This is a genomic window from Hyphomicrobium sp. GJ21 (assembly GCF_001006785.1).
In the GTDB taxonomy this organism is placed as follows: domain Bacteria; phylum Pseudomonadota; class Alphaproteobacteria; order Rhizobiales; family Hyphomicrobiaceae; genus Hyphomicrobium_B.
The window spans coordinates 1,322,808-1,336,809 of record NZ_CDHO01000003.1 but is presented as its reverse complement, the minus strand read 5'-3'; the positions used below and the strand labels follow the sequence as shown (position 1 = coordinate 1,336,809).

Here is a 14,002-nt window from a genome sequence, read left to right as displayed (position 1 = left end):
GTGTCAGCGCTTAAGGTTAGGAGATCAACAGGATTGTGAGAGGCGGACGGATCATGTCGCGATGAGACTGCGGGCGCGCTCAAGATCGGCGGGAGTATCGACACCGAGAGGAACGGTGTCAACGATCGCAACATCGATGCGCATTCCGGCTTCGAGAGCGCGCAATTGCTCAAGCTTTTCGCGCTTTTCGAGTGGCGACGGCGGCAGCGACACGAAGCGTTCGAGGCTTGCGCGACGATACGCGTAAATGCCGATGTGATGGTAAAGCGGGCCATCGCCCGACGGCGCCGACGCGCGCGTGAAATAGAGCGCACGGAGACGGTCGTCCGCGATCGGCGTGCCGACGACCTTGACGACGTTCGGGTTCGTGCGCTCTTCGGGTTCGCTGATGACGGCCGTGAGGGTCGCGATGTCGACTTCGGGATCGGAAAGCGGCGCAAGGCAGCGCGTAACGAGATCGGGATCGAGCGTCGGAAGGTCGCCCTGCAGGTTGACGATGATACCTGCGCGCTGGCCGGGATCGGCTTTCGTCACGGCCTCGAAAACCCTGTCGGAGCCCGACGCATGATCGGCTCGCGTCATGATCGCCTTGCCGCCCGCGGCCGTGACGGCATCGGCGATTTCCCCGCTGTCGGTCGCGACGACGACGTCTCCGGCGTTGGCTGCCACGGCACGGCGCCAGACGTGGACGATCATGGGGGTGCCCGCGATATCGGCGAGCGGTTTGCCAGGCAGGCGGGTCGCCTGCATGCGGGCGGGAATAACGATCAGATTATGGTGGGACACTGGCTCGAGAATCATCATTCGGTGACAAACTGTCTCGCCACCCTAGCAGGTGCGAAATGGTTTGTACGCTTGCATGAGAGAGGTGAGCTTATATACCTCTGCCGGTGGACTCGTACCAGTTGTATAGAACTTTCTTTTCGCACCTATACTTGCGTAACACCATCTGGCCAAATCCGGGGGCTTTGAAATGAGAATTGACGAATTCGAGTTCACCAAGATCGCCGGTGCGGTTCTTTCCGCGCTGCTGCTGATCTTCGGGACGAAAACAATCATCGAGATGAACGTCGGACACGGCGCGTTCAAGCCGGGCTTTACGCTTCCGGCTCCGAGCGAGGGCGGTGGTGCCGAAGCGCCAGGTGGCGCGGCGCCGGCTGCAGCCGAAACGCCTGAAGAAGCCGCGAAAAAGATCGTCGCGCTGCTTCCCAAAGCCAACGCCGAGAACGGCAAGGCGACCTTCAAGAAGTGCGCATCCTGCCACGTTGCCGAAAAGGACAAGAAAGCGACCGTCGGCCCGAACCTTTGGGATGTGGTCAATCGTAAACGGGCGTCATTCCCAGGCTTCGCCTACTCGGATGCCATGAAGACCAAGGGCGGCGAGTGGTCGTTCGAGGAACTGGCGAAATTCATCCACAGCCCGAAGACCTACATTCCGGGAACGAAAATGGTTTTCGCGGGCCTCTCGTCTGATACCGACGAAGCGGATCTGCTCGCTTATCTGGCAACGCTTGCCGATACGCCCGTTCCCTTGCCAAAATGACGGCAAGTTAACTCGCTATACCACCTAAAGTTTGCGACCCTGCCGAGCTGTTGGCGGGGTCGCTTCATATCCGGCGTGGGCTTATCCCCCGCGCCTCTAGGCTATGGTAGGCTTTCGAGCCCGAGGAGAAAGGTCGAAATCGAAAATGCGGATGCGCCTGACGACGTTTGCCTTTGCCGCCATGGCGTTTCTCAGTTCTCCGCTGCTTTCGAATGGAGCGCGGGCCGACGAAACACAGTGCCGCCCGGCGCTCTCGCTCATCGGCGAGCCGAAGTACGGCGCCGATTTCAAGCATTTCGATTGGGTCAATCCTGACGCGCCGAAGGGCGGCACGCTTCGTCAGTGGGCTGACGGCACGTTCGATACGCTCAATCCGTTTTCGGACAAGGGTGTGAAGGCAGGCGGTCTGAACCTCATCTACGACAGCCTGTTCGCGAACAGTCCCGACGAACCCGAAACACAATACGGCCTGATCGCCGAATGCGCGTCCTATCCGGACGACTTCTCGTCCGTGACGTTCAAGCTGCGGCCGGAAGCCAAGTTCAACGACGGCACGCCGATCACGCCCGAGGACGTGATTTTCTCGTTCGACGAGTTCAAGAAAGTCAATCCGTTCTACGCGTTTTATTACAAGAACGTCGTGAAGGCGGAAAAGACCGGCGATCACGAGGTCAAGTTCTCATTCGACTCGAAGGGCAACCGCGAGCTGCCGATGATCGTCGGCCAGATCAGCGTCGTGCCGAAGGCGTATTGGGAAGGCAAGGACGCCAACGGACGCCAGCGCAGCCTCGGCGAAACGACGGTCGAGGTTCCGCTCGGCAACGGCGTCTACAAGATCAAGTCGGTCGATATGGGTCGCCGCATTACGTACGAGCGCGTCGCCGATTATTGGGCGAAAGATCTGCCGGTGATGCGCGGGCAGTATAATTTCGACACGCTGGAAGTGACCTACTACCGCGACCGTTCACCGGCGTTCGAAGATTTCAAGACGGGCAAGCTCGATTTCTGGATGGAGAACCGCGCTGCGGCGTGGGCCGCGCAATACGATTTCGATGCGCTGAAAAAGGGCCTCGTGAAGAAAGAGGCGTTGCCGGTGAAGCGCGTCGCCGGAATGCAGTCATTCGCGTTCAATACGCGGCGCGCGCAATTCCAGGACCCGCGCGTGCGGCAGGCGTTCAACCTGCTGTTCAATTTCGAAGAGACGAACAAAAAGCTGTTTTACGGGTCCTATGTGCGGCTCAACAGCTTTTTTGAGAACTCGGATCTTGCGTCCAAGGGTTTGCCCGAGGGGCGCGAGCTCGAGATCCTGAACGAGATCAAATCCGAGGTGCCGCCTGAAGTTTTCACGACGGAATGGAAAAATCCGGTCAACGACAAGGACGGCGATTATCGCAAGCATCAGCAGGATGCGCTGAAGCTCTTCGAAGCCGCCGGATGGCAGATCAAGAGCGAAGCAACCGACGACGGCTCGTGCGGATTTTTCTGCAAGGCGATGCGCGCGATTGGTTTGTCGTCTGCCAAGACGGCGCGCGTGCTCCGTAACGACAAGGGCGAGCAGTTGACCGCCGAATTCCTGATCAACGGCGATACGTTCCAGAATATCATTCTGCCGTACATCCAGAACCTGAAGGCGATCGGCATCAACGCTTCGGTGCGGGCGGTTGACGACGCGCAATACAAGCAGCGCGAAGACAACCGCGACTTCGACATCATCGTCGACACATTCGCGCAGTCGAATTCGCCCGGTAACGAGCAGCGCGACTTCTGGGGATCGGCCGCCGCAGACAAGACCGGCAGCCGCAACACCATCGGCATCAAGAATCCCGCCGTCGACAAACTCATTGATAAGATCGTGTTCGCGAAGGATCGTGCCGACCTCGTCGCCGCCACGCACGCGCTCGATCGTGTGCTGCTGTGGAACTTCTACGTCGTTCCGCAATGGTACTATCCTTATGAGCGCATTGCGTACTGGGATATTTTCGGCCGGCCGCAGACGCTGCCGTCGCAATCGGCTTCGTTGTTGCAAGTGTGGTGGCTCGATGCCGACAAACAGAAGGCCGTCGCAACAGCAAAGGCGAAATGATCCGGTGCCGGTCTTCTCTCAGATGCGAATGATTGCGACGCCGAGACTGGCGACGTTGAGCGCAGTGGCGGCGGCGCTGTTGTTGCCGCTCAGTGCGAGCGTTGCCGGCGCCGAACCGCGCCACGGGCTTTCCGTTTTCGGCGAGCTGAAATATCCGGCCGACTTCCAGCATTTCGACTACGTCAACGCGGATGCGCCGAAGGGCGGCCGGATCATTACGCTCGGCACCGGTGGCGCGAACACGTTCGACAATCTCAATCCGCACATCCTGAAGGGCGACTCGGCGCAAGGACTGGATTTGCTCTTCGACGCGCTGATGGTGCGCGCGATGGACGAGCCCGACGCGGTCTACGGTCTGGTTGCGCAGTCGGCGGACGTCGCGCCGGATCGGATGTCGGTGACGTTCAAGCTACGCCCCGAAGCGAAGTTCGCGGACGGCACGAAGATCACGGCGGACGACGTCGTCTTCTCGTTCAAGACAATCAAGGAAAAGGGCCATCCGGCGCTGTCGCAGCCGCTGCACGACGTCGTGTCGGCGGAGGCGCTGGACCCCGAAACGGTGCGCTACACATTTCAGGGAGCGCTGACGCGCGATCTGCCGATCACCGTCGCGCAGCTTCCAGTGCTGTCCAAGGCCTACTATGCGACGCAGCCGTTCGAGGAAACGTCGCTGAAGCCGCCGCTCGGGTCGGGTCCGTACAAGATCAAGGACTTCAAGCCGGGCACGTTCATTTCCTACGCGCGGCGCGAGGATTATTGGGCGAAGGATCTGCCGGTCAATCGCGGGCGCTTCAACTTCGACGAGATCCGCTACGATTACTATCGCGACCGGAACATCGAACTCGAGGCGCTTAAGTCCGGGCAGATCGATTTTCGCGAGGAGTTCTCAAGCGTCTCGTGGGCCACGGGCTACGATATTCCAGCCGTGCGTAACGGCCGCCTGATCAAGACGTCGCTTCCCGACAATCGTCCATCCGGCGCGCAGGGATTTTTCATCAATACGCGGCGCGATGCGTTCAAAGATCCGCGCGTGCGGCAAGCACTCGATCTGGTTTTCGATTTCGAATGGTCGAACAAGAAGCTGTTCTACGGGCTCTATAAGCGCACAACGAGCTACTTCGAAAATTCCGACATGAAGGCGACAGGCGCGCCGCGACCGGAAGAATTGACGCTACTCGAACCGTACAAGGACAAGCTCTCGCCGGAAGTCTTCGGCGAACCGTATGTGCCGCCTGTGACCGACGGCAGCGGCAACAATCGCGACAACCTCAAAAAGGCGCGGGAGCTGCTGATCGCGGCCGGCTGGAAGCCCGGCGCGGATCACATGCTGCACAACGCCAAGGGCGAGGTGCTGACGATCGAATTCCTGGACTTCGAAGCCGCGTTCGAGCGCATCACCGTTCCCTATACGGACAATCTCAAGCGCATCGGCGTCAACGCCTCCTGGCGCCTCGTCGATCCGAGCCAGTACGAGCGGCGCGTCAAATCCTTCGACTTCGACGCGACGACGCAGCGCTATTCGCTTCGCCTGACGCCCGGCATCGAAATGCGCAGCTTTTGGGGATCGGATGCGGCCAAGCTCGACGGGTCGTTCAATCTCGCGGGCATTTCAGATCCGGCCATCGACGGCTTGATCGACAAGGTGACGGCCGCCAAATCACGCGCCGAACTCGTCAGCGCGACCAACGCCATCGACCGCGTTCTCCGCGCCGGACATTACTGGGTGCCGCACTGGTACAAGGCGTCGTACGGGATCGCGTATTGGAACAAGTATTCGCATCCGGACGTGCAGCCGAAATATGATGCGGGCGTGCTCGATACATGGTGGTTCGATGCGAAGAAAGCCGAGGCGCTGGCGTCCGGCAAACCCGAAACTCAACCGCAACAACAACAGCAACCGGCGAAGCCCTGATGGCCATCTATCTTCTGAAACGGGTGCTGCTCGTGATACCGACGCTGTTCGGGATCATGCTGTTTTCCTTCATCATCATTCAGTTTGCGCCGGGCGGGCCCGTTGAGCAGATGATCGCGCAGCTGACCGGGAACTCCTCGTCGATCATCAGCCGTATGGGCGGTGGAGGCGGCGACGCGCTCGGCGGCGGCAATGCCGCGACGGCGCAGCTCGGACAAGGCGCCGACGCGATCACGTCGAAGTATCGCGGCGCGCAGGGACTCGATCCCGCCTTCATTAAGAGTCTGGAAAAGCAGTTCGGCTTCGACAAGCCGGCGCATGAGCGCTTTTTCCTGATGATGAAGAACTATGCGACGTTCGATTTCGGCAAGAGCTATTTCCGCGACGTGTCCGTGCTGGAGCTGATCAAGGAGAAGCTGCCGGTTTCGATTTCCCTCGGCATTTGGATGACGCTGCTGACGTACCTGATCTCGATCCCGCTCGGCATTCGCAAGGCGGTGAAGGACGGCGAGCCGTTCGATACGTGGTCAAGCGCGGTGCTGGTGATCGGTTATGCCATCCCCGGATTTCTGTTTGCGGTTCTGCTGCTCATTCTGTTTGCCGGTTCGTCGTTCTTCCAGTGGTTCCCGTCGCGCGGACTGTTCTCGGACAACTGGGATCAGCTTTCCCTGTTCGGCAAAGTCACGGATTACCTTTGGCACCTGACGCTGCCGATCATCGCGATGGCGGTCGGCTCCTTCACGGCGATGACGTTCCTCACCAAGAACTCGTTCCTCGATGAAATCCGCAAGCAGTATGTCGTGGCGGCGCGCGCCAAGGGCTTGACCGAAAATCAGGTGCTTTACGGGCACGTGTTCCGCAACGCGATGCTGCTCGTGATTTCCGGCTTCCCGTCGGCGTTCATCAGCGCATTCTTCTCCGGAGCCCTGCTGATCGAAACGATCTTCTCGCTGGATGGGCTCGGGCTGCTGTCGTTCGAAAGCATAGAGAAGCGCGACTATCCAGTCGTATTCGCGTCGCTCTTTATCTTCTCGCTGGTCGGGCTGTTCGTCGGCATCCTTTCCGACTTCGTCTACACTCTCGTCGATCCGCGCATCGATTTCGAGACGCGCGAGGTTTGAGCCGGATGGACCAGAAAACCGAAAGCTCTCCGATCGAAAGCACCACGCCGGTTGCGACGACGCGCTGGCAGCGGTTCAAGCGGCGGTTTCATCTATCGCCCGTCAACCGCCGCAGGCTCGCGCGCTTCAAGGCGCACAAGCTCGGTTATCGCTCGTTCCTGCTGTTCGCGGGGCTGTTCCTGGTTTCTCTGTTCGCGGAGTTCATCGCCAACGACCGTCCGCTGATGGTCAGCTACAAAGGCGAAATCCTGTTTCCGGTTCTCGTCGATTATCCGGAAGAGAAGTTCGGTGGGTTCCTCGCTGTCACGGATTACAGGACACCCGACATCGCCAACGAGATCAAAGCCAACGGCTGGATGATCTGGCCGCCGATCCGCTATTCCTACGACACGATCAACAAGGATTATCCGGGCCGCATCGGCACGGGCGGCATTTGTCTCGGCTATCCGTCGCCGCCGCCGTGGTCGTCGTCGATGAAGCTCTGCGACGCGCCAGCGGATCAACTGGCGCGCTTTCATGAGCTTGGGAATACAAACTGGCTTGGACTCGACAGCCAGGGACGCGACGTCGTCGCGCGCGTCATTTACGGATTCCGGATTTCTGTTTTGTTCGGGCTCATTCTGACCATCGTATCCTCGGCGCTCGGCATTATCGCGGGCGCGGTGCAGGGGTACTTCGGCGGCAAGGTCGATCTCATCTTTCAGCGGCTGCTCGAAATCTGGAACTCGATTCCGGAACTGTTCGTGTTGTTGATCATTTCGTCGCTGTTCATTCCGGGATTCTGGACGCTGCTCGGCATCCTGATGATCTTCAGCTGGACGTCGCTCGTCGGGCTCGTGCGCGCGGAATTCCTGCGTGGCCGCAATCTCGAATACGTGCGCGCGGCGCGGGCGCTCGGACTTTCCGATTGGCAGATCATTTTCAAGCATCTGTTGCCTAACGCGACCGTCGCGACGCTGACGTTCCTTCCGTTCAAACTGTCGGGCGGCATCGCGGCGTTGACGGCGCTCGACTTCCTCGGTCTCGGCATGCCGCCCGGCTCGCCGTCGCTGGGAGAGCTGCTGCTCGAAGGCAAAAAGCATCTCGAAGCACCGTGGCTCGGCATTTCGGGCTTCGTCGCGGTGTCGATCATTCTTTCGCTCGCGATCTTCATGGGTGAGGCCGTGCGCGACGCGCTCGATCCGCGCAAGACGTTCCGGATGCAGGGGAAAGAATAATGGCCGACACCGCCCCGCTCGTGGACGTGCGCAATCTCTCCGTTGCTTTCGGCGACGGCGCGGAGGCGACGCGCGTCGTCAAGGACGTTTCGTTTCATATCGACAAGCGCGAGATCGTTGCGCTCGTCGGCGAGTCGGGATCGGGCAAAACCGTTTCCGCGATGTCCATCCTGCAGCTTCTGCCGGCATCCGCCTCGTATCCGACGGGAGAGATCCTGTTCGAGGGCAAGGATATTCTGAAGGCCAACGAGGCGCAGCTTCGCGGCATCCGCGGCAAACGCATTTCGATCATCTTCCAAGAGCCGATGACGACGCTCAATCCGCTGCACACCATCGAGGTGCAGGTGGGCGAGATCATCAAGCTGCACCAGAAACTGTCCGACAGCGATACGAGGGCCCGCGTCGTCGAGCTTCTGACTAAGGTCGGCATTCGCGATCCGGAAAAGCGGCTGTCCGCCTATCCGCATCAGCTTTCCGGCGGCCAGCGGCAGCGCGTGATGATCGCGATTGCGCTTGCCAATCAACCCGATCTGCTGATCGCGGACGAACCGACGACGGCGCTCGACGTTACGATCCAGGCGCAGATCCTGGAGCTGCTCAAGGCGCTGCAAAAAGAGATGGGCATGGCGATGCTGCTCATCACGCACGACCTCGGAATCGTGCGGCGCATGGCCGAGCGCGTGTACGTCATGAAGAGCGGCGAGATCGTCGAGACCGGAAATACCGAAGACGTGTTCACCGCGCCGAAGCATTCCTACACGCGGCATCTGATCGAAGCGGAGCCGAAGGGCGAGCCGCCCGCGGTCGATACGTCCCGCCCCGTCGTGGTCGAGACGGATAATCTCAAGGTCTGGTTTCCGATCAAGCGCGGCTTGCTGCAGCGGACGGTCGATTACGTCAAAGCCGTCGATGGCCTGTCGGTGAAGTTGCGCGCGGGCGAAACGCTCGGCGTCGTCGGCGAGTCCGGTTCCGGCAAGACGACGCTCGGGCTGGCGCTGTTGCGGCTGCTCTCGTCCGAGGGCGCGATCGCCTACGTCGGCAAACGCATCGACGGCCTCACCAACAAACAGATGCGGCCGCTGCGCAAGGAAATGCAGATCGTTTTCCAGGACCCTTACGGGTCGCTGTCGCCGCGTCTGACGATCGGGCAGATCATCGAGGAAGGGCTTCTCATTCAGAATCCCGAACTCGATGAAGACGGCCGCAATGAACGCGTCGCGACGGCGCTGCAGGAAGTCGGACTCGATCCGGCCACGCGCGATCGCTATCCGCACGAGTTCTCGGGCGGACAGCGGCAGCGCATCGCCATCGCGCGCGCGATGGTCCTGAAGCCGAAGTTCGTCATGCTCGATGAGCCGACGAGCGCGCTCGACATGAGCGTGCAGGCGCAGATCGTCGATCTCTTGCGAGACCTGCAGAAGAAGCGCGATCTGGCGTATCTCTTCATCAGCCATGACCTCAAAGTGGTCAGGGCCTTGTGCAACTACGTCATCGTGATGAAAAACGGCAAAGTCGTCGAGGAAGGTCCGTCGCGGGAGATCTTCAATCATCCGAAGGACGACTATACGAAGGCGCTGCTCGCAGCCGCTTTCGACATCAAGGTCACGCATCGGGCGGCGCTCGCGACGTAACTTCGGCCCAGGTTAATATCGATTATTCAGGCGAGGGACAGCTCTCTGCCGCAGAATTGCCGTACCGGCCGCGCTTTTGCTCGCGAGGTGAGCGCCCCGCGCGCCGATTCGTGTTGGCGGCGTGCGATGGCTTCGGATTTCGCTTCGAGAGGAACTCAATGATTTCGCACCGAAAGGCGGCTGTTGCAGCGGCTTCCCTCCTGTCGGCCTTCGTCATGGTGCCGACGGTATCCTTTGCGGATCCGCCGCAAGGCGACGCAGCAACTGAGCAGGACAAAAAGCATCGCGGACGCGAGGGCGGCGAGCGGCGTGCGCCGCGCGAAGACGGCCAAGGCGGCGGCCCGGGCATGCAAGGCAGGGAGCCGCGCGAGAACCGGCGTGGCGGCGACCGTCAGGGGCAAGTGCCGCGAGAGGAGCGACGCGGCGGCGGCCAGCAGGAGATGAAGCCGCAAGGTCAGTTCGGGCAGCCGCAACGGCCACAGCGCAATCAGGGCTTCGACAACGCTCCGCCGTCGAACAAGCCGGCGTTTGCACCGGGTAGAAACGACGACGGCAACAAGCCTTCGTTTACGAAGCAGCCGCGAATTCAAGAAGCTCCGCCCGTCAACAACGCCGCTCCGAAAGAAACGGCGCCTCCGACTCCGAACACGTTCTCCAAGGACCGCGGACCGGATCGATTCAATCCCGATCGCGGCTCGCGGGATAAGAAACGGTTCGGCGATCGGCATCCGGACTCCAGAGGCGGACCCGATGCTGGCCCAGGTGGGGCTCCGAACGCGGTTTCGCCAACGGGCAACCCGCCGGACTTCAGACCGGGCGATCGTCCGAGGCCATCGGTCGGCGGCTTCGGGGCAGCAGCGGATCGCGCCAGAAATCTTCCACGACCGCCGTCACCCGCTGACGCGCGCGTGCGTTTCGAAAACCTGCGCAAGCAGCGGACCGAGAAAACTTTTTCGGGCGGCGGCGTCGAGATCAAGGAACCCGGCAACCGGACGATCTTCAAGCAGAACAATCGTTTCGTCATTCAGCATGACGAGACCGAGCGTCTGCGTCGCGTCGCTCCGAATGCGCGTTTCGAGAAGGGTCGCAGCGGCACGAACATCGCCGTCATTGACCGGCCAGGCAACGTCAAGATCTATTCCGAGACGGATGCGAACGGACGCCTGCTCCGGCGCTACCGGCGCGGGCCTGACGGTCGCGATGTGATCATCATCGACAACCGGCGCCGCGATCGCCGTGGCGTCAGAGGCCGTGATATCGCGGCGGGCGTCGGGATCGGTATCGGCGTGGTGGCTGGCGCAGCCATCCTCAACTCCATGCTCGATGTGCCGCCGCCGCGCGTCCGTATCCCGCGCGATCAGTACATCGTCGAGTACGAAGGCGCGAGCGATGAGGCCGTCTACGACGCTCTGAGCGCGCCGCCGGTGGACGAATTCAGCGATCGCTATACGCTGGACGAAATCCGCGCCACGGCAACGCTGCGCGATCGCATGCGCCGCATCGACCTCGATGACATCAACTTCGAGTTCGGCTCGTGGGAAGTCGATCCGGGCGAGTATAACAAGCTCGAACGCGTCGCCCGTGCGATGAAGCGCGTGATCTCCCGCAACCCGAACGAGGTCTTCATGATCGAAGGCTACACGGATGCGGTCGGCTCGCAGGAAGACAATCTCTCGCTGTCAGACCGACGCGCGGAATCGGTCGCAGAAGTTCTCACCGAAGAGTTCCAGGTGCCGTTCGAGAACCTCGTCACGCAGGGTTACGGCGAGGACTATCTCAAGGTGCCGACGCAGGCGCCTGAGCGTCTGAACCGGCGCGTTGCTGTCCGGCGCATCACGCCGCTGCTGGCACGCGGAGACGAGCCGCCAGGCCGGGCCGTGCCGCCGCCACGCCGCGACGACGATCGCTATGACCAGGGCCCCGACGATCGCGGCGGACCAGACAGATACTGATCCCATAAAAAGGCGCATCTTAATGGTGCGCCTTTTTTTCATTCGGTGTGCAGCATGAAAGACGAGCCGATGCGCCCCGTCGTATTGATCGGCGCGACCGGCTTTTTCGGTCGGCGACTGGCTGATCGGCTGGCGACCATTCCACAGATCGCACTTGTCGTGACGTCGCGTGATGAGGCGCGGGCGCGACACGCGGCCGAAGCGATCCTAATCTCGCACAAGTCGGCGTCCGTGGACTTTCTTGCGTTCGAGCGCGATGATCCTGAGAGCCTTGAGCGATTGCGGGCTCTCCCGCCGTGGCTCGTCATCGATGCGTCGGGACCATTCCAATCGGCGGATTACCGTCTGGCGCGCGCCGTTCTCGACATGGGCGCGCACTGGATCGATCTTGCCGACGCGCGCGATTATCTTCTTGAGTTCGAAGCAACGCTCGATGGGTTCGCGCGCAGTCGCGGATTGGTGGCGCGGGCCGGAGCGAGTTCGACGCCCGCGCTCTCGGATGCCGTCGTCGCGAGTTTGACGCGCGGCTGGCGGCGCATCGATACCGTCGATATCGCCATCACACCTGGCGGCGCGGGTGACGTCGGCGAGGCGGTGATCGGCACGATCTTGAGTTATGCCGGATCGCCGGTCGCGATTTTCTCGGAAGGCCAGCCCGTGGCGACATACGGATGGGGCAGCGTGCGGCGCTCTCGCATCGATGGGCTCGGAGTTCGCTATCTGTCGCCGGTCGAGACGGCAGACGCGGACCTGCTTCCGGCGCGGGTCGCGATCACGTCGCGGGTCGCGTTTTATGCCGGACTTGAATCGCGCGTCGAGCAGTTCGGGTTGCTCTGCCTCGCGAAGCTTCGCCAGATCGGCGTCGCCGGAGATTTGCGGCGGCTTGCGCCGCTTCTCCGATCCGCACGGAAGCTGACGAGCGTAACGGCTTCCGATCGCGGCGGCATGACGGTCGATTGCGCGGGCGTTGATAGTGATGGCCGCCAGATTTGCGCACAATGGAAGCTGATTGCTGAACAAGGCGCGGGGCCGAACGTGCCGATATTGCCCGCTTTAGCGTTGGTTCGCGCTCTTCTCAAAGGCGAGGTTGCCAGTGGCGCTGGTCCCGCAGTCGGGATTCTCTCGTTGGATGCAATCGAAGCGGAAATGCTGCCGCCGTCGCTGCGCACCTCGCGTTCGAGTAGCGTCAACGATCACGGTTCGAGTTTATTCGCTGAAGCGTGCGGAGCGGACGCTTATCGCGCGCTGCCGTGTCCGTTGCGTGCCTTCCACGACAACGACGGCGTTCCGGTCTGGGCCGGAAAAGTTGACATTGACGTTTCGCGCAATCTCCTGGCGCGATGCGTCCGGTTTGCGTTCGGGTTTCCTCCTGCCGGACGTGACGTTCCGATCACCGTCAGCGTCGACCGGCGCGCGGGGCAGGAGACTTGGACGCGAAACTTCGCAGGGCAGCGTTTCGCATCGCGCCTGACGCACGAAAGCGGCAATGTTGTCTCGGAGCGCTTTGGGCCGTTCAAGATTTTGCTCGCAATCAAAGCAGTCGGCGAGCGGATCGAAATGCCGGTCATCGGCTGGCGTCTCGGTCAGATCGCGCTGCCGCGTGCTCTGGCGCCGAAATCGGACACACGCGAATTCGTCGACGATCGCGGCCGCTTTCGCTTCGACGTCGCGATTGGCTTGCCGCTCATCGGTCAGCTTGCGCATTATCGCGGCTGGCTCGAGCCCAAAATCTTACCGGCGCGAGATTTCCAGGATGGCGAAGTCGCGGCCGTGAGGCTGTGAGCAGGTGATCAATCGGGCGACGCGGGACGCCAGCCGGCGGCGAGCGCTTCGGCTTCCGAGCAGAACCATCGCTCGCCGCGCGCGGTGTCGATCTTCACGCGGCCGTACCACGGGCTCCACGGCATGTGATAGATATGGCCGTGCGATGAGATGTTGCCCTTGATCGCGCAGCCGCCCGGCGCGGTCGCTTCGGCGACCTTCCATCCGGCACGCCGGAAGTCCCAAGGCGCTTCGGCGGGGCCTTGCCAGACTCCAGTCTGTCGCGCGCGCGCTTCGGCTTCCACGTCCACGTAGGTGCGCGCGTATTTGACAAACGCCCACGCCATGCCGGCGCGAACCATCGCTTCGTTGATGTCGATGCCGTCCTCGATGCAGACCGCGAGCGTGCGGTGGTAGACGTCGCTTCCGGTTCGGTCGCAGGTCAGGTCCTTGTGTTGGACCAACGAGCGAAGGAACGCCGCCGAGACCTTGCCGCAGTCCCAACTCTCGCCGCTCGCGGTCAGGCACGTCTGCGCCAGTTCCGGCGCGTCGATGCCTTCGAGACGGACGCGCGTCGGCCCGACATCGAGCGTATCGCCGTCGACGACTTGGGCTTGTCCTGTGATGATCGCCGGATCGTTCGTGGCTGATGGTCCTGTCACTGCGACGGCAATCGCCGGCACAAGAAGCAGTACCGCGAGCGCAGCGAAAAACGCACCGGCCGAGAGACCGGTGCGGCTAAGTTTTACGGACAGGACGGACGCCAAAACATTCATCGGCGT

10 protein-coding genes are annotated in these 14,002 nt (G+C 61.5%); 8 read left to right on the top strand and 2 right to left on the bottom strand.

Features of this window, described 5'->3' with window-relative positions:
• Positions 1-51: 51 nt before the first annotated feature.
• Entirely contained in the window at positions 52-804 is a 753-nt protein-coding gene (locus tag HYPGJ_RS14630; RefSeq protein WP_046847783.1) for a 3-deoxy-manno-octulosonate cytidylyltransferase, read from the bottom strand.
• Between the two features lie 169 nt (positions 805-973).
• Between HYPGJ_RS14630 and HYPGJ_RS14625 the strand changes: the two genes are divergently transcribed.
• The 8 genes from HYPGJ_RS14625 (at position 974) to HYPGJ_RS14590 (ending at position 13,241) form a co-directional block, all read left to right on the top strand.
• On the top strand, positions 974-1,543 hold the full coding sequence (locus HYPGJ_RS14625) for a cytochrome c family protein (RefSeq protein ID WP_052750919.1): 570 nt from the start codon (positions 974-976) through the stop codon (positions 1,541-1,543).
• A gap of 145 nt (positions 1,544-1,688) precedes the next feature.
• A complete protein-coding gene (locus tag HYPGJ_RS14620; protein WP_046847782.1) occupies positions 1,689-3,626 on the top strand; it encodes an extracellular solute-binding protein in 1,938 nt (645 codons plus the stop codon).
• 28 nt (positions 3,627-3,654) lie between these two features.
• Positions 3,655-5,538: an extracellular solute-binding protein gene (locus tag HYPGJ_RS14615; RefSeq protein WP_052750918.1), complete on the top strand. Its 1,884-nt coding sequence runs from the start codon at positions 3,655-3,657 to the stop codon at positions 5,536-5,538.
• The gene (locus tag HYPGJ_RS14610; protein ID WP_046847781.1) at positions 5,538-6,659 is read left to right on the top strand and encodes a microcin C ABC transporter permease YejB; all 1,122 of its coding nucleotides are present in this window, start codon (positions 5,538-5,540) and stop codon (positions 6,657-6,659) included. The genes HYPGJ_RS14615 and HYPGJ_RS14610 overlap by 1 nt, the downstream gene beginning before the upstream one ends.
• Positions 6,660-6,664: 5 nt before the next feature.
• Positions 6,665-7,876 (top strand): ABC transporter permease, encoded by a 1,212-nt coding sequence (locus HYPGJ_RS14605; RefSeq protein WP_046847780.1) that lies wholly within the window; start codon positions 6,665-6,667, stop codon positions 7,874-7,876.
• Positions 7,876-9,507 carry an ABC transporter ATP-binding protein gene (locus HYPGJ_RS14600; protein WP_046847779.1) on the top strand — a complete coding sequence of 544 codons (1,632 nt, stop codon included), beginning with the start codon at positions 7,876-7,878 and terminating at the stop codon, positions 9,505-9,507. Before HYPGJ_RS14605 ends, HYPGJ_RS14600 begins: the two co-directional genes overlap by 1 nt.
• Positions 9,508-9,665: 158 nt before the next feature.
• Positions 9,666-11,459, top strand: coding sequence for an OmpA family protein (locus HYPGJ_RS14595; RefSeq protein WP_046847778.1), 1,794 nt, complete (start codon positions 9,666-9,668; stop codon positions 11,457-11,459).
• A gap of 54 nt (positions 11,460-11,513) precedes the next feature.
• Positions 11,514-13,241 carry an SDR family oxidoreductase gene (locus HYPGJ_RS14590; protein WP_052750917.1) on the top strand — a complete coding sequence of 576 codons (1,728 nt, stop codon included), beginning with the start codon at positions 11,514-11,516 and terminating at the stop codon, positions 13,239-13,241.
• Positions 13,242-13,249: 8 nt separating this feature from the next.
• Here HYPGJ_RS14590 and HYPGJ_RS14585 read toward each other — a convergent pair whose 3' ends face one another.
• Positions 13,250-13,996, bottom strand: coding sequence for a thermonuclease family protein (locus tag HYPGJ_RS14585; RefSeq protein WP_046847777.1), 747 nt, complete (start codon positions 13,994-13,996; stop codon positions 13,250-13,252).
• Positions 13,997-14,002 lie beyond the last annotated feature (6 nt).